Origin of the sequence: Ruminococcus sp. OA3, assembly GCF_022440845.1 — a bacterium.
GTDB lineage: Bacteria > Bacillota > Clostridia > Lachnospirales > Lachnospiraceae > Ruminococcus_G.
This window is the reverse complement of sequence record NZ_JAKNTO010000001.1, coordinates 302,511-325,081: the sequence shown is the minus strand read 5'-3', so window position 1 is coordinate 325,081 and position 22,571 is coordinate 302,511. Positions and strand designations below refer to the sequence as shown.

At 43.3% G+C, this 22,571-nt stretch carries 28 protein-coding genes and 1 pseudogene; 24 read left to right on the top strand and 5 right to left on the bottom strand.

From position 1 onward, the window contains the following. Positions 1–9: 9 nt before the first annotated feature. The 11 genes from pduL to MCG98_RS01565 all read left to right on the top strand — a co-directional run bounded on the left by pduL (position 10) and on the right by MCG98_RS01565 (position 7,550). Positions 10–636: a phosphate propanoyltransferase gene (pduL, locus tag MCG98_RS01615; protein WP_240300128.1), complete on the top strand. Its 627-nt coding sequence runs from the start codon at positions 10–12 to the stop codon at positions 634–636. A gap of 12 nt (positions 637–648) precedes the next feature. Continuing rightward, positions 649–1,464, top strand: coding sequence for an ethanolamine utilization protein EutJ (gene eutJ, locus MCG98_RS01610; protein ID WP_240300127.1), 816 nt, complete (start codon positions 649–651; stop codon positions 1,462–1,464). A gap of 56 nt (positions 1,465–1,520) precedes the next feature. Then, on the top strand, positions 1,521–2,276 hold the full coding sequence (locus MCG98_RS01605) for a hypothetical protein (protein WP_240300126.1): 756 nt from the start codon (positions 1,521–1,523) through the stop codon (positions 2,274–2,276). Then, entirely contained in the window at positions 2,273–2,566 is a 294-nt protein-coding gene (locus MCG98_RS01600) for a EutN/CcmL family microcompartment protein (protein ID WP_240300125.1), read from the top strand. The genes MCG98_RS01605 and MCG98_RS01600 overlap by 4 nt, the downstream gene beginning before the upstream one ends. A 4-nt stretch (positions 2,567–2,570) precedes the next feature. After that, positions 2,571–3,920, top strand: a complete 1,350-nt coding sequence (locus MCG98_RS01595) for a 4Fe-4S dicluster domain-containing protein (protein WP_240300124.1) — start codon at positions 2,571–2,573, stop codon at positions 3,918–3,920. Between the two features lie 3 nt (positions 3,921–3,923). Beyond that, entirely contained in the window at positions 3,924–4,463 is a 540-nt protein-coding gene (locus MCG98_RS01590; protein ID WP_240300123.1) for a BMC domain-containing protein, read from the top strand. Between the two features lie 122 nt (positions 4,464–4,585). Further along, positions 4,586–5,749, top strand: a complete 1,164-nt coding sequence (locus MCG98_RS01585) for an ethanolamine utilization protein EutH (protein ID WP_345891703.1) — start codon at positions 4,586–4,588, stop codon at positions 5,747–5,749. 18 nt (positions 5,750–5,767) lie between these two features. Continuing rightward, positions 5,768–6,199, top strand: a complete 432-nt coding sequence (locus MCG98_RS01580; protein ID WP_240300121.1) for an ethanolamine utilization protein EutQ — start codon at positions 5,768–5,770, stop codon at positions 6,197–6,199. A 54-nt stretch (positions 6,200–6,253) separates the two neighbouring features. Further along, the gene (locus tag MCG98_RS01575) at positions 6,254–6,817 is read left to right on the top strand and encodes a DUF2284 domain-containing protein (RefSeq protein WP_240300120.1); all 564 of its coding nucleotides are present in this window, start codon (positions 6,254–6,256) and stop codon (positions 6,815–6,817) included. Between the two features lie 123 nt (positions 6,818–6,940). Further along, entirely contained in the window at positions 6,941–7,177 is a 237-nt protein-coding gene (locus tag MCG98_RS01570) for a hypothetical protein (protein WP_240300119.1), read from the top strand. After that, the gene (locus MCG98_RS01565) at positions 7,167–7,550 is read left to right on the top strand and encodes an FIST N-terminal domain-containing protein (protein WP_240303361.1); all 384 of its coding nucleotides are present in this window, start codon (positions 7,167–7,169) and stop codon (positions 7,548–7,550) included. The genes MCG98_RS01570 and MCG98_RS01565 overlap by 11 nt, the downstream gene beginning before the upstream one ends. 379 nt (positions 7,551–7,929) lie before the next feature. On the opposite strand, the gene MCG98_RS01560 is transcribed toward MCG98_RS01565, so the two are convergent. Further along, on the bottom strand, positions 7,930–8,400 hold the full coding sequence (locus tag MCG98_RS01560) for a helix-turn-helix domain-containing protein (protein WP_345891610.1): 471 nt from the start codon (positions 8,398–8,400) through the stop codon (positions 7,930–7,932). Between the two features lie 309 nt (positions 8,401–8,709). On the opposite strand from MCG98_RS01560, the gene guaA reads away from it, so the two are divergent. Beyond that, positions 8,710–10,251 carry a glutamine-hydrolyzing GMP synthase gene (guaA, locus tag MCG98_RS01555; protein WP_345891609.1) on the top strand — a complete coding sequence of 514 codons (1,542 nt, stop codon included), beginning with the start codon at positions 8,710–8,712 and terminating at the stop codon, positions 10,249–10,251. Positions 10,252–10,416: 165 nt separating this feature from the next. Here the strand turns inward: guaA and MCG98_RS01550 are convergent, their stop codons facing one another. Both MCG98_RS01550 and MCG98_RS01545 read right to left on the bottom strand, forming a co-directional pair. Next, positions 10,417–11,355, bottom strand: coding sequence for a hypothetical protein (locus MCG98_RS01550; protein ID WP_240300118.1), 939 nt, complete (start codon positions 11,353–11,355; stop codon positions 10,417–10,419). A 15-nt stretch (positions 11,356–11,370) separates the two neighbouring features. After that, entirely contained in the window at positions 11,371–11,820 is a 450-nt protein-coding gene (locus tag MCG98_RS01545; protein WP_240300117.1) for a helix-turn-helix transcriptional regulator, read from the bottom strand. 167 nt (positions 11,821–11,987) lie between these two features. Between MCG98_RS01545 and MCG98_RS01540 the strand changes: the two genes are divergently transcribed. The 6 genes from MCG98_RS01540 to MCG98_RS01515 all read left to right on the top strand — a co-directional run bounded on the left by MCG98_RS01540 (position 11,988) and on the right by MCG98_RS01515 (position 16,845). After that, positions 11,988–12,170 carry a hypothetical protein gene (locus MCG98_RS01540; RefSeq protein WP_028527563.1) on the top strand — a complete coding sequence of 61 codons (183 nt, stop codon included), beginning with the start codon at positions 11,988–11,990 and terminating at the stop codon, positions 12,168–12,170. An 11-nt stretch (positions 12,171–12,181) separates the two neighbouring features. Next, a complete protein-coding gene (locus tag MCG98_RS01535; protein WP_240300116.1) occupies positions 12,182–13,285 on the top strand; it encodes a site-specific integrase in 1,104 nt (367 codons plus the stop codon). After that, on the top strand, positions 13,260–13,610 hold the full coding sequence (locus MCG98_RS01530) for a hypothetical protein (RefSeq protein ID WP_240300115.1): 351 nt from the start codon (positions 13,260–13,262) through the stop codon (positions 13,608–13,610). The genes MCG98_RS01535 and MCG98_RS01530 overlap by 26 nt, the downstream gene beginning before the upstream one ends. 125 nt (positions 13,611–13,735) lie before the next feature. Next, positions 13,736–14,680 (top strand): DUF6017 domain-containing protein, encoded by a 945-nt coding sequence (locus MCG98_RS01525; protein WP_240300114.1) that lies wholly within the window; start codon positions 13,736–13,738, stop codon positions 14,678–14,680. Between the two features lie 250 nt (positions 14,681–14,930). Further along, positions 14,931–16,457 carry a MobA/MobL family protein gene (locus MCG98_RS01520; RefSeq protein ID WP_345891702.1) on the top strand — a complete coding sequence of 509 codons (1,527 nt, stop codon included), beginning with the start codon at positions 14,931–14,933 and terminating at the stop codon, positions 16,455–16,457. A gap of 10 nt (positions 16,458–16,467) precedes the next feature. Beyond that, positions 16,468–16,845, top strand: coding sequence for a TnpV protein (locus MCG98_RS01515; RefSeq protein ID WP_240300112.1), 378 nt, complete (start codon positions 16,468–16,470; stop codon positions 16,843–16,845). Between the two features lie 81 nt (positions 16,846–16,926). Here the strand turns inward: MCG98_RS01515 and MCG98_RS01510 are convergent, their stop codons facing one another. Further along, positions 16,927–17,181, bottom strand: coding sequence for a helix-turn-helix transcriptional regulator (locus tag MCG98_RS01510; RefSeq protein WP_240300111.1), 255 nt, complete (start codon positions 17,179–17,181; stop codon positions 16,927–16,929). Between the two features lie 111 nt (positions 17,182–17,292). Between MCG98_RS01510 and MCG98_RS01505 the strand changes: the two genes are divergently transcribed. From MCG98_RS01505 to MCG98_RS01480, 6 genes are all read left to right on the top strand, one after another. Further along, on the top strand, positions 17,293–17,517 hold the full coding sequence (locus MCG98_RS01505; protein WP_240300110.1) for a sporulation initiation factor Spo0A C-terminal domain-containing protein: 225 nt from the start codon (positions 17,293–17,295) through the stop codon (positions 17,515–17,517). Positions 17,518–17,661: 144 nt separating this feature from the next. After that, positions 17,662–17,985, top strand: coding sequence for a helix-turn-helix transcriptional regulator (locus tag MCG98_RS01500; RefSeq protein ID WP_240300109.1), 324 nt, complete (start codon positions 17,662–17,664; stop codon positions 17,983–17,985). 133 nt (positions 17,986–18,118) lie between these two features. Then, positions 18,119–18,406, top strand: a complete 288-nt coding sequence (locus MCG98_RS01495; protein WP_240300108.1) for a hypothetical protein — start codon at positions 18,119–18,121, stop codon at positions 18,404–18,406. Between the two features lie 159 nt (positions 18,407–18,565). Then, positions 18,566–19,447 carry an HNH endonuclease signature motif containing protein gene (locus tag MCG98_RS01490; protein ID WP_240300107.1) on the top strand — a complete coding sequence of 294 codons (882 nt, stop codon included), beginning with the start codon at positions 18,566–18,568 and terminating at the stop codon, positions 19,445–19,447. 205 nt (positions 19,448–19,652) lie between these two features. Continuing rightward, positions 19,653–20,891, top strand: coding sequence for an AAA family ATPase (locus MCG98_RS01485; protein ID WP_240300106.1), 1,239 nt, complete (start codon positions 19,653–19,655; stop codon positions 20,889–20,891). A gap of 224 nt (positions 20,892–21,115) precedes the next feature. Beyond that, positions 21,116–21,697 carry a hypothetical protein gene (locus tag MCG98_RS01480; RefSeq protein ID WP_240300105.1) on the top strand — a complete coding sequence of 194 codons (582 nt, stop codon included), beginning with the start codon at positions 21,116–21,118 and terminating at the stop codon, positions 21,695–21,697. A gap of 419 nt (positions 21,698–22,116) precedes the next feature. On the opposite strand, the pseudogene MCG98_RS01475 reads toward MCG98_RS01480, so the two are convergent. Further along, a pseudogene (locus MCG98_RS01475) lies at positions 22,117–22,416 on the bottom strand (IS3 family transposase); the annotation flags it as partial. Positions 22,417–22,571 lie beyond the last annotated feature (155 nt).

Here is a 22,571-nt window from a genome sequence, read left to right as displayed (position 1 = left end):
GGGCGACGGATGGAACAGCTTGTTGACAAAGTTGTGGATACCATCATCAGAGCCGGACTGGTGGAGGTTGAGGTCTCGGCCCGGCACGTCCACCTGACGGAACAGGACATGGAAGTCCTGTTCGGAAAAGGAGCGGTACTCCATGAAAAGAGACCGCTGTCCCAGAAGGGACAGTTTCTGTGTGAGGAACGTGTGAATCTTGTAGGGCCCAGAGGAAGAAAAGAGCGTGTGGCCGTGCTGGGACCAGAGAGAAAAGAGACCCAGGTGGAATTGTCGGTGAGTGACTGTGTGGCGCTGGGAATCAAGGCTCCCGTCAGAGAGTCGGGGAATCTGGACGGCGCCGCCCCGGTCATCATCGAAGGACCGAAAGGAGTGCTGCATGCGGAACATGCAGTGATCGTAGCCCATAACCATATTCATGTGCCGGAGGATGTGGCGCGAAAGCTGAAGCTACAGGACAGGGGACGGGTCAGTGTCCGGATCCTGAGCCAGAGACCGGTCACGTTTGACAATGTGGTCATCCGCGTCAGCAGCCAGTTCCGGTTTAAGATGCACATCGATTTTGATGAGGCAAATGCGGCTACGATCAGCGGGTTTACGCTGGGGAAGATATTGCCCAGTGAAAAAGTCAGGTAAGGAGCAGAGAAGATGGACATAAAACGTGTGGAGGAACTGATGAAACGGGTGGAAGAATCCGAACGGAAAACATTCCAGCCGGTGGGAAAAAAACTGAAAGTCGGAGTGGACCTGGGGACAGCCTACATTGTTATCGTAGTGCTGGACGAGGAGAACAATCCCGTCGCCTGTGAAAAGCAGGCGGCAGATGTCCTGCGGGACGGTGTGGTGATAGATTATGCGGGTGCACTGCAGACGGTGAAGCAGCTGAAGGAAAAGCTGGAGAAGCGTCTGGGAACAGAACTGCAAAACTGTGCCATCGCGATGCCGGCTGGCACTGAGAGCAGCATCAGGACGCATCAGTATGTGGCTGAGGGCGCCGGTTTTGAGGTGACTGCAGTGCTGGATGAGCCGTCCGCCGCAAATGCCGTATATCAGATAGAAGACGGTGTGATCGTGGATATCGGCGGTGGGACCACGGGACTTGCCATACTGCAGGGAGGGGAAGTCGTCCAGATCGAGGACGAGCCTACCGGAGGGACTCATCTGACGCTGGTGCTTGCAGGAAATTACCATATTCCGTTCCCCGAAGCCGAGGCCATCAAGCAGGATTACAGGAGACATCGCGAAATTCTGCCCATCCTCAAAGCGGTGGTGGAAAAGATAGCGACCATAATCAAACGTTATGTAAATACAGATACGATTGATACGATTTATCTCTGCGGCGGTACGTGCTGCCTGACAGGAATTGAAGATATTATTGAGAAAGAGACCAGAATCAAGACAATGAAACCGGAAAATCCGTTTCTGGTGACTCCGACAGGGATCGCCATGAACTGTAAAGTGTGACTGCAAAACAATTTTGGGTATCATAAATCTAAATTTCAGAGAAAGGAGGAGAGTACGTGGATATCGATGCTTTAATTAATGCAATATATGACAAAGTGCAGGAGCGGATCTCCGTTCAGGAAAGCAGCGGTGCCTGTGAGACGAACGGATGTGATCAGGATAAACCAAGGTTTTTAATTCTGGCAGACGCTCACGGGGATATTTGCCATCAGGCGCTGGAATGCCCGGTGCTTGGCAGATATTATCAGATGGAATGTGCACTGCTGATGGACTGCCGCTGTGAGATCACAGATTATGAAGCGGTCCTGGCATATACGATGACCAATGAAAATCTGGGAAAGATCGCATGCGGAATCATCGACAGTGATTATACCAGGCTGTTTTCACAGGCATTGCTGGCGGGCAGAAAGATCTTTGTCCCGGAGGAGGAAATCGAGCTGTTTGGCTACAGGGAAACGGCGCCGGCAGCCTACTATGCAAAAATGGAAGCCAATATAAGACTGCTGCAGGACAGCGGCGTCATCATCGCTCCGAACCGTGAACTGCAGGCATGTATCCTGGACGGAAAAACTCCATCTTCGGAACCGTTATATTCGCCTCAGGGGCCCAGACAGGAAGGCAGGGAGTTCGTGATTTCCAAGAGGGTAATTACAGAACGTGACCTGATCGCAGCAAAAGAACAGAAAGTCTGCTGTGTCGTGGTGGATCAGAGGGCAATCCTGACTGATCTTGCCAGGGAATATGCCGGCAAACAGAAAATTACAATCCAGAGAGGCTGTCTTGGTTCATCTAAGGGGAGGCAGGACGTATGAAGACAGGAAAGGTGATTGGAAACATATGGGCGACAAGAAAGGAAGAGCGTCTGGCAGGTCTGAAGCTGCTGGTTATACAGCCGATCGACCTGCTGGATGACAGCCCGATCGAACATCCCATCGTGGCCGCCGATATCATCGGAGCCGGCGTTGGGGAAAAGGTAATCTATGTAGGAGGAAGCTCTGCCAGGGGCGCCGCAGGAGCCGTGGATATTCCTGTGGATGCCACAGTAGTCGGGATTGTGGACGGGCAGGAAATCGAGGAAAACCTGGTCGAAAGAAGGCGGTGATCACATGCAGATGACAGAGGCTGTAAAAAATGCAGGTGTGGTGGGAGCGGGTGGTGCCGGTTTTCCCACACATGTAAAACTGAATACAAAGGCGGAATATTTTCTGGTAAATGCTGCGGAGTGTGAACCGCTGATTGAGACGGATAAATATTTATGCCGGACGTATGCGCGGCAGATCGTACGCACCGCAGTCAGGATAGCCGGTCATCTGGAGGCAAAACATGCGGTGATCGCGTTAAAGGAGAAATATTCCAGAGAGATCGGCGCTCTCTCGGAGGCAATTGCAGAAGAGCGGGCGGATCTTAAAATCTTCAGGCTGCGTCCTTTTTATCCTGCGGGTGATGAGCAGGTGCTGGTGCACCAGGTGACAGAGAGGAGCGTACCCGAACGGGGGCTTCCGCTGGACGTGGGCTGTGTGGTGGAAAACGTCGGGACGGTGCTCGCTGTCTCGGACGCCCTGGAGGGAATGCCGGTGACAGAGAAATTTCTTTCTGTCACCGGAGCGGTAAAGACTCCGGTCATGTTCCGCGTACCAATCGGCACTCCGGTCAGGGAGGTGCTGCAGAAAACAGGAGGTCTGCCCGGACAGTATGCGGTAATACTGGGCGGGCCCATGATGGGGAAGATGCTGACCGAAGAGCGGGATATCGGTCAGGCTGTTGTGACTAAGACCACAGGCAACCTTCTGGTGCTGCCGAAAGACCACGATCTGGTAAGGCGCACTCTGATGCCCCGGGAGAAAATGATTCGCAGGGCAACAGCAGCCTGTATTCAGTGCCGGATGTGCACGGATCTATGTCCGAGGTATCTGATCGGACATGAGGTGTATCCGCACCGGATCATGCGGAACCTGTGGAGACAGCCGGACGTCACGGACGAAAAAGAATTCGAGCGGTGTTTTGGAAGCGCCGCCAACTGCTGCAACTGTGGAGTATGTGAGATGTTTGCCTGCCCGATGGGACTTTCACCGAGGAAGATGAATGAATATGTGAAAGAACTCCTGAGGGAGAGAGGGATCAATCCCGTGCGGAGCCTTAATCCCGGGGCAAGAAGAGCGGTTGATTACCACAGGATACCGACAGAGCGGCTGATCGCCAGATTGGGCCTTACACAGTATGTATCGCACAGTTTGCCGGATCTGGTCCGGCTGGACCCGGAGGAAGTCATGGTTCCGCTGTCGCAGCATATCGGGAAACCGGCTGTGCCGGTCGTGTCCGCGGGGGACAGGGTAAAGAAAGGCGATCTGATTGCGGAAGCCGCAGAAGGACTTTCTGCAAATATCCATGCCGGAGTGGACGGCGTGGTGGAGGGAGTCACTGCAGACAGTATCAGAATCAGCAGGAGGGAGGAGTAAAGAATGGGAAAAGCAATCGGCATGGTGGAGCTGTCCAGCATCGCACGGGGTATTGAGACAAGCGATTATATGGTAAAAGCCGCCCGGGTGGACCTGATCCGTTCTTCTACTGTCTGTCCTGGAAAATATATTGTGATCGTCAGCGGGGACACAGGGGATGTGAAAGCATCCATGGAGTCCGGACTGGCAAGAGGAGAGGGATTCGTGGTGGATTCCCTGCTGATCTCCAATGTGCATGAGCAGCTGTTTCCTGCGCTTGCAGGGACAGTGGAGATAAAACAGCCCCAGGCGGTAGGGGTGGTCGAATTTTATTCTGTAGCGTCAGCCATCCTTGCGGCGGACAGAGCCGCAAAGGCAGCACAAATTACATTGATAGAAGTGCGTATCGGATATGCAATCGGGGGGAAAGGGTTTGTCACTCTTACGGGAGATGTAGGAGCTGTACGGGCAGCGGTGGAAGCTGCCAAAGGGCAGGACGAACTGTATGTGGAAAGTACGGTCATTCCGCGTCCTTCACCTCAGGTGTTTCAGGCACTTTTGTAACCGAATCAAAAAAACTTGGACCGTGATCTGAGAGAGGAGGCGTGTGTATGTTTAATGAGTTAATTGAGAATATTACGAACGTGGAAGTTTTTACAGAAAGTATTAAGGAATGGATAAGCGGCATATCGATCAATTCTGTTATTATCTTTATCATGATGATCTTCATGATCGTAGGAGCCATTGATAAAATACGTGGAAATAAAAAAGGATACGGCGAGCAGTTTGACGAGGGCTTCAATGCGATGGGACCGCTGGCGATCGCCATGGCGGGCGTCGTTGCGGCAGCTCCGGTACTTGCAATTATCCTGAAGCCGATCGTTGTTCCGATCTATACGCTGCTGGGCGCAGACCCTTCAATGTTTGCGACGACCCTGCTGGCGTGTGATATGGGAGGATACCCGTTGGCAATGCAGCTGGCAGAGACAGAAGCAGTCGGCAATTTCTCCGGTCTGATCCTGGGAACCATGATGGGCCCGACGCTCGTATTTACTATCCCTGTTGCGCTGTCCATCATCAAAAAGAAAGACCGTCCATTTCTGGGGGCAGGTATTCTGGCAGGTATGATCACCATACCGATCGGCTGTATCGCCGGTGGGCTGGTCATGAATCTGACGCAGTACAAAATGGATTTTCTGGGGATTTTAGTCAACCTGATTCCGGTTATCATTATCGCCGCCCTGATCGTACTTGGTCTGTGGTTCATTCCGGATAAGATGATCAGAGGATTTAACAAATTCGGTACAGGTGTTACGATCGTCATAACATTCTTCACCGCAGTTGCGGTCTTTGAGTATCAGACAGGAATCAAATTCCCGCTCATGAATATCATGGTGGAGGCTGATGCAGACGGAGTGATTCCTCTGGAATCCGGTCTTCTGGTCTGTGGACAGATCGCCATCGTATTGATCGGTGCATTCCCGATGGTACTCTGGATCACACGTACATTCGGCAAGGCGCTGAATGCGATCGGCAGGAAGTTTGGCATGGATGAAAATGGTTCCGCCGGTCTCGTTGCAACACTTGCAAATAATATCGCGATGTTCAACATTATGGATCAGATGAACGCAAAAGGCAAACTGTTAAACGTTGCGTTTGCGGTAAGTGCAGCATTCGTATTCGGTGATCATCTGGGCTTTACGGCCGGCGTGAATTCTGATATGATCTTCCCGGTTATTGTCGGCAAACTGGTAGCCGGTATCACAGCACTCATCCTGGCAAATATCCTGGCTCCAAAACTGTTGTCCAAGGTACAGGATTCTGTTGATAAAGTGAAAAATGAAGATTAAAGAAAGGAAAAACGGCCTATGAATGTCAGTGAAGAGTTAATCCGGGAGATCGTCATGAAAGTACTGCAGGAGTCCTCAAAGCCAGCCACTCAGGAAGATTTCGTGAAAGAAAAAGATCCGAGCGGCATTATCAAAATTCAGACGGACACCGTCAGATGCGAACCGTTCAAACAGGAAGGTGTGGCACTGAAAGATGTTGTGACGCTTGAGGAGGCGCCCAGAATGGGCTGCGGCATCATGGAGCTTGACCACACCAGTTTTGAATGGACGCTGACGTATGACGAGTATGATATGGTCATCGACGGCATTCTGGAGATTGAGATCGACGGCAGGGTGGTGTCCGCGGGACCAGGAGAGATCATCTATATCCCGAAGAACAGCCACATTCATTTTCAGACGCCGTCAAAGGCGAGATATGCATATTTTGTATATCCGGCAGACTGGCAGTAGTACATCTTCGGCATTACATAAACGCTGAGTCAGTGAAAGGACAGGTGAGAAGTGATGAGATACACTGCGGAGACAACGGTAAAGCGAATTTCCAGAAAACTTCTCCTGTCATGCTACAGCAATCCCGGACAGGTGCAGCAGTCCTGCTGCGCCTGCCCGCACTATGGAAAGGTATGGTCATGCCCGCCCGGGATACCGGATGCAGCCTGTTACCTGGAGCATTATGATGAAGCATTTCTGATTGCGGTGAAAGTCACTTATCCGCAGGAGCTGAGAGATGCGGCAGTGACCGCAGCGCAGACTGAATGGATCCGTCAGGAGACTTATGAGAAAGTGAAAAAAGAATTACTGCTTACCCTGCTGGAACTGGAGAAAAAGCTGCCCGGTAGCAAATGTATGGGGGCGGGGCGCTGTATCCTCTGCGGGAAGTGTGCAAGGGAAACGGGAGGTACCTGCCGCCATCCGCAGGACAGACGGTACTCTGTCACCGCCTTTGGATTTGATTTTGGGAAAATGCTCGGAGAGCTGATGAATATCCGGCTGTTGTGGAGCTCTGACGGGCTGCCGGAGTATGATGTGGCTGTCGCAGCATTGTTTGTGAGGACGGCAGGGGTCTGATTCTGTTAAAAGTATATAAATGGAAAAAAATTACGGGTGTTCCGCTGTGCGGAACGCCCGTTTCGAGTGGCGGAATCCGACAATTGTATTGGTGATTTTTCAAAACAGGAGGAAGCAGTTACGATGAAAGCGACAACGGGTTCAAGTACAAATGCATGTGTAAAAACGGCAGGCGCCGAGGCGGCGAAAAAAGTAAAGAGCGGGTTGGAACAAATGAAAATGGCATTCGTCTATGCGAGCTGTGATTATGACCTGGACGACATGCTGGCAGGCATCGCGGATGAACTTCCGGTTATCGGAAACACTTCGTTTACCGGCGTTATCACCCCGGAGGGATTTATCGGCGGTGATGACGGATGAGGACCTGTGCGTCGGAGTGGCGGCGGTCGAAAAAAAAGACGGTCCGGAGGCGGCGGGCGAGAGGGCGGCGATTCTCGCGATGGAGCGCGCGGGAAAGACGGTGGCTCCGGATTATGTTTACATGATGGCACCTACCGGAGAGGAGGAGTTTTATCTGAAAGGAATTACGAGAGTGATCGGCAGAGTTCTGTTCTTCGGTGGGAGTGCGGCGGACAACACGATCTCCGGAAACTGGAAATTATTTACCGACAGGGGCGTATTTGCAGATGCCGTTCGGAGGCTACAAATATTCTGGTATCGGCACGGAAGGCGTGATGTCGACGTTCGACGAGGTGACGAGTACCAGGGCCATCGCGCTAAAAACATTATCTAAAGTCTTTTATATCATACGTTTTTATGAGAAAAGTGCTTTCACGCAGAGAAATGCCTGCGTGGAAAGCACTTTTGTCTTATCATGATACACAGGTTACTGGACATACCCCATCCGGCGGGAGATATTGGCGGCTGCCTGTTTGACCTGAGAGATCACCATTTCAGCTTGTCATCGGACAGGCTTTTGATGAAACCGCTCGCACTGATCGCGGCGACGGGCGCTCCTCGGTAATCAAAGATCGGAGCTCCGACACAACGGTGCCCATCTGATACTCCTCGTTATCCATGGCCCAGCCCTGCTTGCGCACGATCTTCAGATACCGTTTGAATTCACGGACATCCGTGATCGTATTCCGGGTATACTGTTTAAAATCACACAGCTAGAGGGCATCATCCAGTTCATCTCCGGCCAGACAGGCGAGCAGGCATTTTCCCATGGAAGAACAGAATGCCGGCGACCGGTATCCAACCTGGGTGTAGAGGCGTGTGCTGGGGTAGATATCCATACGCTCCAGATATACGACATCGCAGCTGTCCAAAATTCCAAGGTGTGAGGTCAGCCCCAGGTCCCGCAACATGTCATTTAAAAATGGCTTCGCCTTGGTCAGAAGCTCCAGACTGTTGATGTGATAGCTGACAGTTTCTATCATTTTATAGCCGATCGAGTACGTATTGTCCGGGTGCTTCTCCACATATTGCCGCGCACACAGGGAGGAGAGTATCCGGTGCACCGTACTCTTGCTCATCCCTGTAGCCCTGCAGATGGCGGAGAGACTCATCGGCGTACTCGAACACGCCAGCTCCTCAACGATATCGAACACCCTGTCCACAACTCTTACATTATCGTTCAACAGCAACATCCCCGTTTTGCGTACCGCCTGTCAATCTGTTGCTTCTATATGTAAAAGCATGCAATTTTCGTGTCAATAAAAAGCGTAAATTCTCCTTGTCAGGATATCGGCTTTCCTCTATAATGTAATATGTTCAACCAAAGGCAAAAGATTATGAACAGGAAACGAAGCGGACACCATACCCGGCAGGGCGATGAAGTCTGTTTTGTCAGATAAAACGGCGGACAGATCTGCCTGCCAAACTTGAAACATTCAGTGAGTTCGGGGTGCCCGGAGCATTCCAATGAAAAAAATTCAGGAGGAACACACGTGGAAAAAGAGATGATCATCGTCCTGGACTTCGGCGGTCAGTACAATCAGCTTATCGCAAGGAGAGTCAGAGAGTGTCACGTGTATGCGGAAGTTCATCCGTATACCATGAGTATTGATAAGATAAAAGAGATGAATCCGAAAGGGATCATTTTCACGGGGGGGCCCAACAGCGTCTATGCTGAGGATTCGCCCAGATACAGCAGAGAAATCTTTGATCTGGGGATTCCGATCCTTGGAATCTGCTATGGTTCACAGCTGATGTCATATCTGCTGGACGGCAGAGTCGAGACTGCGCCAGTCAGTGAATACGGCAAAACGGAAGTCGATGTAGATAAAAATTCTGTGCTTTTTAAAGATGTATCCCCGCGGACAATCTGCTGGATGAGCCACACCGATTATATTTCCGCGGCTCCCGAGGGATTTCGGGTGACGGCCCATACGCCCGTCTGTCCGGTGGCGGCGATGGAAAACCCGGAGCGCAGATTATACGCGACGCAGTTTCACCCGGAAGTCATGCACACGCAGGAAGGCATAAAGATGCTTTCAGGTTTTGTGTATGATGTCTGCGGCTGCGAGGGTACCTGGAAAATGGATTCTTTTGTGGAGGATTCCATCAGAAGCATCCGTGAAAAAGTGGGTACCGGAAAGGTACTGTGTGCGCTGTCCGGCGGCGTCGACTCTTCGGTGGCGGCTGTCATGCTGTCAAAAGCCATCGGCAGGCAGCTCACCTGTGTCTTCGTGGACCACGGTCTGCTCCGCAAAAATGAGGGCGACGAGGTGGAGGCCGTCTTCGGGCCGGAAGGCGACTATGATCTGAATTTCATCCGCGTCAATGTACAGGATCGCTTCTATGAAAAACTCGCCGGTGTAACCGAACCGGAGAAGAAGCGGAAAATCATCGGCGAAGAGTTTATCCGCGTGTTTGAGGAAGAGGCAAAAAAGATCGGCTCCGTGGATTTTCTGGTGCAGGGCACGATTTATCCGGATGTGATCGAGTCCGGCCTCGGAAAATCGGCGGTCATCAAGAGTCATCACAACGTCGGCGGTCTTCCGGATTACGTGGATTTTAAGGAGATCATCGAGCCGCTGCGCCTGCTCTTTAAAGATGAGGTGCGCAAGGCAGGTTTAGAGCTTGGCATTCCGGAATACCTGGTATTCCGCCAGCCTTTCCCGGGACCGGGACTCGGCGTACGCATCGTGGGCGAAGTCACGGCGGAGAAGGTCAGAATCGTGCAGGACGCCGATGCCATCTACCGCGAGGAAGTGGCAAAGGCAGGCATCGATAAGGATCTGGGCCAGTATTTTGCAGGACTGACCAATATGCGCTCTGTCGGCGTCATGGGCGATGAGCGGACGTACGATCACGCAGTAGCTCTGCGTGCCGTTATGACGAGTGACTTTATGACGGCTGAGGCTGCGGAGCTCCCTTATGAGGTACTGTTTAAAGTGACGAGTAGGATTATCAATGAGGTGAAGGGTGTGAATCGGGTATTTTATGATTTGACGAGTAAGCCGCCTGGGACGATAGAGTTTGAATAGAGGGTTAAAACCCCGCAAGCCAGTAATTACAAGGCTTGCGGGGTTTTCTTCTGCCCGAAAAGTAAGATTTTAGTAAGACTTTCTGTAACGTGCTTATTTAGTGTGTTCGCCAATGAGGATATTACAAAATTTAAATCTCAAAGTTAATTATTTGACCTTAATTATCTATTTGGAAATTTTTGAGATGAATTTATCTGAAACATCTGCCCATTCATCCAATTCTGTAACACATTTTATCAGGTTATCTATATAATCCAATTCATTGATATTTAAAACTTCAAAAATTATTCGTCGGTATAACAAACTCATTTTTAACGTATATAAAACAGATTCATTTCTATTAAAATATAGACCCTTTTGTTCTCGTTTAATGTGCATTATTCTAACCCTGCTATTAACCATCGCTGACAAAAATTGTTCATAATTATTTGATAATTCTTTTCTGAAAATATCCACACCATATTTCGTAATCAACGCATCTAAACAATTTTTAAGAGATGCACCACGAGGGCCTGGAGTTAATGAGGAGAAAAAATTAGTATGTTTTTTTACGATTTCTATAAGAGGTTCAGCTAGTTCAATCAAAAATGCACACTTAACATCAACAGTTATTCCACTATCACTTAATGAATAGAGATATATTTGATGCACCATATCTAATTCTTCAAGTAATTGCTCCCATTTACAGAATAATTCTGTCGTAAGAACAGAATCAAAAGCAAGTAATTTGTTCACTTTATAGCTACAAAAGTCAGCAGATGAAAAGTAAGATAGTCTCCCTTTCATAAAATGCTCTTTACATGAATGCAATTCATTATCTTCTGATGTGCTAGATTCAGATAATTGTAGTTCTGTCAAAGGAATAAAAGTACCATCGAACAGCATTAGCAGCCTTTCAATACGTGAAAATACTGTGTGCAAGTCAAAAATAGAAACGTCTTCATCCGATGTTATTGTAATTTTCCTGATTCCACATTGTTCTACATTAATATGAAATGGCTTATTATCGCCTGTTTCAAAGCCAACTGCATGCGGTCCGTCTAATAATAATTTGTTATCTTGGAAAATAGCAATTAAAGATTTACATTTCACTATTTGTTCCATAATTATCTCCCTAAATTATTTCCGTCTGTTTATTGCGATGCTTTCTGGAAAAGTATTTTTCCAGTGGGCATATTCTTCTTTGGTCATTTCTCCAGCTTTATACTTTTTATTCGCTTCTCCCCACTCAATGATAAGGTCTGATATGCTGGCTTGCCCTCTCTTTTTGGGAGCAGCCTGTAAGTAATAAATCCCATTTTCTTCTATCACTTTCAGATTATAGTTTTCTTCTAGTTCAAATAAAGCGTGCATGACACCGAGTTCACTATTTAAGTTTGGTTCAGAAATAGCGAAAACACTGACACCAAGAGCTGAAGCAATGACTTCAAGATGTTTGGGGCTGGGGGTGCGGTTGCCTAATTCGTAGTTTCTTATGGCGGATTCACTCATGCGGCATTTTTGCGCTAAATCCTTTTGTAGTAGATTCTGTTCCGTTCTGAATTTTCTGATTTTCTCACCAACAGTCATCGCTATCATCCTTTCAAGATATGTATATTTCCTAATTATAACCAGTATACCACAGACATTTCAGAATTGAAATAAAAACTATTGACATTTCAGAAACGAAATCTTATAATACAGATATACATTTCAATAATGAAATGTTAGCGAATAAAATGAAAGGTGGATAATGTATGGACAAAAACTTATTTATTAATGCAAGCGAAGTGGTGGATATGCTGGATGTGTCAAAACCTTATGCCTATAAGTTAATCCAGCAATTCAACAAAGAACTTGCCGAAAAAGGCTATCAAATTATTCCCGGCAGAGTCAGTAGGAAATATTTCAAGGAAAGGATGTACGGATTAAATGAGTAGGGGGTGTGGAAATGTCGGTTCACAAAAATAAAGTGACGGGTAAGTGGGATGCATATAGCTATTACTACGACTACACCGGGAAACGAAAACAGAAGCACAAAAGCGGTTTTGAGAAGAAGAGAGATGCACAGGAATGGGAGCGGCAGTTTGATTTAAAAAAAGACCGCAATCTGGATATGAGTTTTGGCGTGTTCGTAGAAATGTATATGGCAAATGAAGAAAAAAGAGTGAAGAAAAGTACTTTCCTGACAAAACAGCATATTGTCGAGAAAAAGATTCTCCCCTATTTCAAGGATAGAAAGCTGAAAGAGATTACGGCGGCAGACGTTATAGAATGGCAGAATGAAAGGATTTCTTTCAAAAATGGAAAGGGAAAAGGTCACTCACAGGATTATCTTCGCACCATTCATGCACAGTTAAGCGCAATTTTTAATCATGCAGTGAACCTTTACGGGCTTTCCGCTAATCCAGCCAGACAGGCGGGGACAATGGGAAAACAGTTCGACAAAGAAATGAAATTCTGGACAAAGGAAGAGTTTCAGCGTTTTATTGAAGCAGTAGCAAATAAACCGAGGTCATATTATGCCTTTGAAATGCTTTACTGGTGCGGAATAAGAGAGGGGGAACTGCTGGCTCTAACAAGAGAGGATCTCGATTTTGCAAAACAGACAGTACGTATTAACAAGACATTCCAGAAGTTAGAGGGAAAAGACCACATAGGAACACCCAAAACGCAAAAGAGTAACCGAACAATTATCATGCCAGATTTTCTATCAGAGGAAATGGAGATGTATATAGACAGTTTGTATGGGTATCGCCCCACAGACAGAATATTCCAGATTAGCAAGAGCTTTCTCCACCATGAGATGGACAGGGGAGCAAAAGCGGCAGGTGTGCCGGAAATTCGTATCCACGACTTGCGGCACTCCCACGTTTCTCTGCTGATTAACATGGGATATTCAGCATTGGCAATCGGAGAGCGGTTAGGGCATGAGAGCATAAAAGTCACATACCGCTATGCACACCTTTTCCCAACAGTACAGACAGAGATGGCAAAAAAATTAGGAGCAGAAAGAGAGGAAATATTAGATGTCCCAAAAGAAGAAAGACGATAAAAATAGGTGGAGAAATCTTACCGTTGCTTTCCGGGTATCGCCCGAAGAAAATGAAGAATTAAATATGAGAGTGAAGCTATCCGGCGCAGAGACTAAGCGGGAATATATCATTCAATGTGTCCTTCACCAACAAGTGATTGCAAAGGGGAATCCGCTCATGCTTGTGACGTTCCGAAAAGAACTGCAGCATATTGAAAGGGAGCTGGAACGGCTGACATGCATTGATGATATGGATTCTGAACTTTTGACACCAATCAGGAGTATGCTAGAAATATTAGAGGGTTTTCGTAAAAATAGCACAGGGGAAAAGAATGATGAGCATTAAAAAAGCCCTTGCATCCGTAAATACAAGAGCCTTAGAAATGCACAATGCATCTCTGGACAAGAGTATTGTAGCACGAAGAACAGGCAGATACAATCAAAAGTTCAATGCAGAAAGGGGGCGGTGACTTGGCAATTTGTTCATCTCAAAATACTATCGTAGACCAGATGGCAGGCATTGTAATTACAGGAAATGTGATTCCACAAAATTGGTATAGGGCAATTGTCAAGCCAACTGGGAAACCATATGTAGAAGCAATTATGATATTAGCAGATATTGTCTATTGGTATCGCCCCACAGAGGTGAGAGATGAAATTACCGGGCAGACAACAAGGTTGCAGAAGAAGTTTCATGGAGATTTACTGCAAAGAAGCTATCAGCAAATATCTGACCAGTTTGGAATCTCAAAGAGACAGGCAGCAAGAGCAATCGTTGCATTAGAAGAATTGGGAGTGATACGCAGAGAATTTCGTGATCTAAAAATCAACGGGCGAAATGTGAATAATGTAATGTATTTGGAACTGATACCGGGGAGAGTGCAGGAATTAACAAATCTGCTGCAAGATGAAAGTAAGTCCATATCACCAATTTTGGAGACACCTAATGCCAAAAATAAAGATAGAACCATAGGGAAAATGGAGACAGGTCATGCCGGGGAGTGTGACACAAATACAAAGATTTATCCAGAGATTAACAACAAAGAGTATTCCATCCTATCGTATCAAGAAGAACTGGAACAATTTAAAAAGCAGATTGATTACGATGCGATACGATTGGATATGCCATATCAGGCAGAGCAGTTAGATGAAATTGTCGCACTGGCAGTAGAGGTTTTGACAACATCAAAGGAAACCATACGGGTAAACAAAGAGGAACGGGAGACTTATCTGGTTCAAGCACAGTTTCGGAAACTGAATATGGGGCATATACGCTATGTATTGGACTGTCTGGCTCATAATACAACCGAGGTAAGGAATATTAAGGCGATGCTGATAACGAGCCTATATAACGCTGTATCGACTATGGGCAGCTATTATATGGCGAGGGTACAGCATGACATGTATGGTGATTGAATTTTGCCCGGTAACGGGCATATAAAAGCAGGCGGACACGCCGAAAAAAATGGGTTGTGGTATCTCCGCAACTAGAAATTACTTTCTCTAAGCCCTCGGCGTTTGAGAGCGAAATACACCCTACGCACAAAACTTCGTTTTGTACTTCGAGTATTTCGCCCTGCCGGGAGCATAAGCCCGATACCGGGCATAAGTTCGTAAACGGGTGCCTATGCACCCACTCACAAAAGCAAGGGAGGAGGAAACGCCTATTACAAGACACTCATTTATCCAGATGTCGAAATTAACAAATCTGAAAGGCAGAATCAATTATATATCCAGCCATGCAAGACAGGAGAATCTGTATGCAGCATATGATACAATAGAACGAAAATTTTGGAGTGAGCTGGCAAAGTGTAATCAAGAAGAATTTGAGAAAAGCGGAACAGGCGGCAAATGTATTGAAGCAAGAGAATTAATTATCGCCCTGCCAGAGAGTTTTGTGGACTATGAGCCGGATATGCTGCTGAAATTATTTGTGGAGCATTTTAAGCGGAATTATGAGGTTGAGTGTGCTGGGGCATTGCACCACAATAAGCGAAAAACGAATTATCATATCCATCTTATTTTTTCAGAGCGTAGATTGTTGGAAGAACCGATTGAAAAAGTAGCATCCAGAAATATGTTCTACGATGAGAATGGAAAGCGTGTACGCACAAAAAAAGAGATTATGGATGAAATAGGACAGGTAAGAAAAGGCTGTCGGATCATTCCTAAAGGCTCTGTATATGAACGGAAAATCTTCACTACAAAGGATTCAAAGTTTAAGAATGAGGCATTTCTGAATAAAATAAAATGCTCTTATACAGAATTGATGAATATCTATGTGAAAGATAAAAAAGAGAAACTGCAAGTGTTTGATAAGAGCAGTCCATATTTGGCGATGAAAAAGATTGGTAAAAATAATCCAAAGGCAGAGCAGATAGAATCAGATAATGGAGTGCGGGAAAGATGGAATCAGACAGTGGACAGAGCGTTAGTAGGCGGGATAGCAGAAGAAAAAATTATGGGCATTAAGCAGACGGAAATTGTGGATAAGGCAAAGAGTTCTATTCAAAAACAAGGCAGACAGCCACAGCTTTTTATGGCAATCGTCCAGTTAGCAATCGTTGCTCTGCAGATTTTGATTTCTCAAATATTTAAGCAGATTAATTGGGAATGTGATGATATAAAGAGAACATTGCCGCCCATTATTGAAAATGGAGAAGCAGAAAATATGCAGATTATAGACAATAAAAAAGCCAGTGAAACGGAACAGCCGTTGCCAGCCCCGCCAGTAAAGCCAGCGTTAGCTGAACAATATCCAAACTTAAATGCTATTTACCGCAAATTGGACAATCAAAATCATGCAATCTATCTAAAAGAACAAGAACTTGCCGAGGTAAAAAAGAAGTTGGAAAATACAAAAGGTTTATTCAAGGGAAAACGGCGTAAGGAATTGCAGAATAACATTAATGAATTAGTTCCCTTGGTTAATACTATGAGACAGCAGTTATCAGGAATTGTGCAGGATTATGGGTATAAGAATGTAAAAGAATTTCTAGCCAAATATGCAGCGGCTCAGACAGCGTATGGAGAGTATCAAAGGGCAGTTAAGGATTGGAAAAACAGTGTTGAGTGTAGAGAAAACCCTGTCAGTGTACTAGCTAAATTGGAAAGGAACAAGCAGAAAATCAAAGAGCGTGATATTAAGTCAAAACGCACACATTCCCGTTTCAGAGATCGGGATGCGAGATAAGGAGAAGCATATGAAAAAACATATATATGATAAGAAAAACGGATTATCTTATACTTTAATAGGAGATTATTATTTGCCGGATTTACTTCCACCGCAAGGGGAAACACCAAACTATGGGAAATATGGTTCTTTAAGGCTTAGATATTTGAAAGAGTATAAAAAGGGGATGTATGTTTCCATACTGACACAAGGAAAATTGGTGAAACATTTGAATGCTGTGGATAAAAAAGCAAGCGAGAGAATGGAATATTTAATTAAATCAATGAAACAGCAGCATGGGATAACGGAACAGCTAAAAGCGCAGGATCAAATGAAATGGGTGGGACTAATGAATAATATAAAGAATGCTGCTGAGGAAATTGTATTAAAAGAATTGGTGTATGTTTAAACAGCTTACATGATATTGACTTAATATAGCCGGAGATGTATACAAAAATGACCTTAGACTGCAGAAATCCTGTAATCAGGGTCATTTTTTATAGGTTAGACCGTCAAATATAGTATTGTAGTCTGTATGAAAAATTTCAGCCAATGCAATTAACTCACTTATGCGAATATTGTATGTGCCGGCTTCTATTTGAGAGTAGGCACTTCTGGATATGGAGAAGTTGCGAAGCTGTAATTGTGCAATTACCTGCTCTTGTGTTAGGTTTGTTTTATTTCTTAGATTTCTAAGATTATTTCCCAGAGAAATATCCTGTGCTTGCTTTAGTTTTTGCGGCATAATTGACTACCACCCTTTCACTCGACATATCTTACGTTTATATTGATTCTAGTATAAAAAGCCTGTATAATTGCAATTAATAGATTGCAAAAAGAGGAGGAATACAAAGCTATGAGAAAAAGAAAATTTAATAAAGTGATGAATACTATCGGAAAAGGAGAGGGGATAAGTTCAAAAGAAGTAGAAAAGGAAATTCAAATTGCCATTGATTCGGGATTTGACAACCCTGATGCGGAGATAAGAGCAGAGTGGGCAAAAGTACCTTTTAAGGGGGAACGTCCCACACCGCAGGAAGTGATTGAGTATCTGTGCAAGGAAATGAAGAAGAACCAATAAAAGAGTATTAGGCAATACGCTTATTTTTTTAATTTGATACTACTCAACTATAAAGCAACATGCTTCTCGACTTAAAATCTAATAATATCGGGTCATACCGGGTAAAATAAAAGTAGCATATATCGGAAGTGAGGTGTAGGTTGCTTGTTAGATGAGAAGTATATTGCGAATCGCATTAAGGAAATCTGTGATAAAAAGCAGATGACCATGTATGCGCTATCTAAAAAGACGGGTATCAGCCAGTCATCTTTATCGAACCTGATGAAAAGGGGAAGCACACCTACTTTTTATACATTGGACAGGATTTGTGACGGATTGGGGATTACACTGCCACAATTTTTCTCTGATGATATAGGGAAATTGGAATTATCTTCAGAACAAAAGAAAGTGTTAAGAATGTGGGAATCCTTGACAGATAAAGAAAAAGAAGCGGTAGAAATCTATGTGAGGGGTATGAAATTGAAGTAAAGCAGTCTGACTAGGGCTGCTTTTTGCGTATTTGCCGGAAAGGCAAATGATGAAGAAGATAATATTTTTAGTTATAGTGTTGATGTTTATAGGATGTGCCTCGGCAAAAGAGAGGGAAGAGGGACATTCATCTATGATTGTTACATCGGAGGGTGAGGTTGTATCAGCTTATCGTGATGGAGAGGATGTGACGGACGAGAGGAAGGCGTTGGAAGAGCAGACAGAAGAAGCGATTAGTCGATTTTTGAATCGTGACAGGGATGTGTTGGAGTTTGATATGTTCTGTGTGCTGGAAGAGGACGGTATGACGGTAGAGGTTATGGTGGATGAAGTGTCATATACGTTTACTTGCAGTATGCAGGGGGATATAATTGGCGTGGGGAGGACGGATGGGAATAGGTTTGATTTGAGGGGGAAATAGGGAGGATGCCCCTTGAAATTAGTAGCAGATATAGAGGCTATTTCCATTATGAGATAATTGATAATATTATAATAGAACTAAAACAAACTGAAAAGAAGAGTTTTGGTAAAAAAATTGGAGAGGTGAAGTGTAGTGACTAGGGTTGCAGTGCCGTCTAAAATGGCACGAAAATTGTTTGAATTGAATGCAAATTCCTGTTGTGTATGTAAGAGAACAGGTGTGGGTTTAAATTTGCATCATATTGATGGGGATAGTAGCAATACAACTGTGGAAAATTTAGCGGTACTTTGTGTAAATGAACATGATGCACATCATAGACCGAACAAATACCCATCTCTGAATCATATGGATTTATCATCTCAAAGATTGCTTATATATAAAAAAGAGTGGGAAAGATTTGTGCAAGAGTGTAAAAAGGACAATCCACAAATATTGGCAACGATAAATGCGTTTGGAACATATGATAATATTGTGGGCATGAAAATAATTTTTCAGTGGTTGGGTGGAAGAATTGTATTTGAACGGAGTTATCAGCAATTAGATGGTAATTTAGATTATTGGACGGACAAAGCAATTGAGGAAGTTTCAAGATTTGGGGAAAAAATAAAGATAGTTATGATAGATAAGCCATTGAAAATAGAATTCTGCAATAATGATAAAGTGTCGTTATCAAGAACATTAGATGAACCAGCAGCAAGAAAAGTTATAGCTGATGATTGGAGAGAAAAATCAATCGCTACGGTATATGTTAACCCCGAGCGAGCATCTCTCTCAATACTTATATTTTACAAGAATGAAGAAATAATGTATATGGGTATACATAGATGTGGAAACAGGATAAAATATATTGATTATAAAGGAGTTAAAAGTGCAAAAGTAAAAAGATTAAATGTTAGAAAACAGGTAAATGCATATATCCAGCAACTTTTAGACAGATGGTCGGTGGGAATGATTTTTTATGGAACGGGTAATCCAGATAATCCGAGACTGACAGAAAAATGTGAATTGCCCGTTTGTTGGGAAGTGGATAATACTTTATGATTTTATATAATGTAAAATTTTAAGCTTTGCGTGAAAGAAGAGAGTGGTAATGCACTGGAAAGGGAATAAAGAGGGGTGCCTCGGAACAACTTGGATAGTATAGAGGTACTTGTACTAAAACTGTTAGACACAATTTGCCTGTATCTTTAGTTAGAGGCATGATATAATAAAAACATCTTAGTAGAAATAAATGTGGGGATGTGCCATGAAGGATAGCAAATTATTGGATAAAGTTATTAGATACTATTTGGATTCGAGTAGCTTTAATGGTTTACCTATTTATGAAATAGAAAATTATGATGTAAATGAAATGGTAGAATTAATTAAAGATGGATTTGTAGAAGCAATTTCCGAAGTTGATGTGTTGAATCCTCACATCAAAGGATTTGATTTGGGATTATCTAAGGAACATCAAATAGTAAATGCAAGGAATGCCGATGGACATACATGTTTTTATCCAACAGATCGGGCATTAGAGGGTATCCAAATTGATTATCAGAAACCATATACCGTCCTTTTGCAAAGAGGCAAGGAACAGTTTGAAGTCATTTTTTTTGATATAGAAATACTAGAAAGATATATTAATAATCCAAAATTTTTAGTTATGGATAATGGGTATAGAGGTACCATATGCATTAAAGATGAATTTTATGAAGAAAGTTCTTCAAATGAATATATTAAGGATTATGGTATGGCGTATATAGAAGGCGAAAAACTAAATAGGGCAATAGGAGTTTTTGTAATAGATTTGGCTAAATTATCCCCCAAAATTCAAATGCTTTGGAAAGGATTTGAGTTAGAAAATCAAAATAATTGTAAAGTTAGTGAGGGGTTTATTAAAAATTTGCTTATGGGAGAATTGGTCACCCAATACTGGATATTTCATGCTCTTTTAGAGGAAATGAGAGTGATTAATAATCTTTGTGAAGCAATGAGTATTCCTAAATTATTTTCACATACATATGGAACATTTTATACAGATATGCCAGAGGGATATAGGAATATACTATTGCCAACAATGAAAAATTATTATGATTTTGTATTAGTGTTAGAAAAATTGGTAGTACATAATATTTCGATAAAAGCATTTCAAAAAGATTCTGTACTTATAAGAGGAATTGAACGAAAAGATGAGGAAGGGAAGGATAAGGGCAGTATAGTAATGTTCAAAGAGTGGCTTCTTAAAAATGTTCAAGCTAATTTTGACATAGATGAAGTTATAATTAAACCTATCAAGCAGGTAAGAAAGATTAGGCAGGTTCCTGCACATGAATTAACTAATAATAGTTACAATGTAGATGTATATGAAAAGCAGAAAGAATTGATGGTAGATATATATGGTTCCGTCAGGGCAATAAGAATTTTACTTAGGGGACATCCGCTTACAAAAGATGTGAAGATTCCAGATTATTTAGAAGATGGAAAGGACATTGTGTTTTACTAACACATGTACAAAAGCGTTTATAAATCGTAGCAACACTTTCGCAACGAAAAATCAGTAAGACAGAATAAATGGTGTAATTGAAGTAAAAACAGGTGTGTACTTGCAAAAAACTTAAATAAATATATTTAATAGCAACAAAGGACACGCTAAGTTTGAGTGGGGGCTAAAAACCTGCAAGCCAGTAATGGTTGATTTATATTTTAATTTAACAAAGGAAAAACTATATGCACAGAAGAGATTTACATAAGTATAGTAAAATTGGCATGGTTGCCATATCTATCATATTGATTTTAGATGCCATTAATATTTCTAGTATATTATCTATACCATTTAACAATCTTAATTTGGATTTGTGGAATATTTTGGTGGTTATAATTTTGTATGTTTTAACATACGAGATAATACAGAAAAGAGATAATTGTAGAAAAAAGAATCAAGAGGAATTTGCAAGGATTCTATTGGAGAATACATATCGGGAATGTTACTCATATAAAAATATAATAGCTGATGAGGCTTTCAAGAAAATATGCCCTAAGCGGTTTCCGGGAGATCAAACAATGGAGAATAATGCAGCATATCATAATATGAGAAGTGCACCTTTCGACCATGATTCAGTTATTTTTTCTTTAGGGGAAGCAGGTGTTATTTCGGCATCTAATATATCAAATTATTTAATGGTAAAAAACAAGTACAGTATATATTTTTCAAATGTTACAATTTTTCCTGATGTGGATGAAATAACAAATCCTTTGAAAAGGGACTTAGAACATGCTTTAGATAAAGCAAATAATGAACTGAAGAAATAAAAAAAAATTTAATAGACAAAATCCAGAGACAGTAAATGTTGATGTAGCCATTAAGTAAGGTAAGATTTTAGTAATACAAAGTCTCAGAAATATATAGACTACATATAAAACCGTTCGATATTGAAATGGAATCACACGAAACATCAATGAAAATACTAAACAACAAGTTGAAAATTAGGAGTTTGAATGATGAAACGACTTTGAAAAGTCCAGTGTTTATGCGGGCTGGAAGCATATTTGCTTAGTGACTGGCAACGATTTGGCAACATTTGGCTCTATATTCAAAGAATAATACTTCAATAAAACATGGAAAAACCTTACTGATTTCAGATGAATGAAAGTGAACTGCTTCCCGTCAAGTAGACAATTAAAAAAATAAAACTTTATTTCTGCCACCAGATGAAAACTGGTGGCAGTTTTTATGCCGCCAACATATACTGTTCATGTTTTTCCATCGGAGTTAAAACTCCAAGATGTCTTTGTAATCGTTTATTATTGTAATACTCCATATAACGTTCGATCATGTTTACAAGTGATGTACGACTTGTAAATCTTTTGCCATAATAACGTTCTCTTTTTATGATTCCCCAGAACCCTTCCAGTGGTCCGTTGTCAATACATTTTGCAACTCTGGACATACTTTGAGTCATGCCTGACGCCTCCAGTTTATTGTGGAAAGTTCGATTTGTATACTGAAATCCTCTGTTCTCAAAAGTATGGGTGAAATCTATTGACAAATAATGTAAACGCGTTTATAATCTGAGAAAAGTAAACATGTTTGCAAATTGAACGTAAGACTTAGTACATAACATCGGGAGGATCTTCTTGACGGGTGTAATAAAATAAGATAGTATTTTGTTAGTTAATGTGTTCA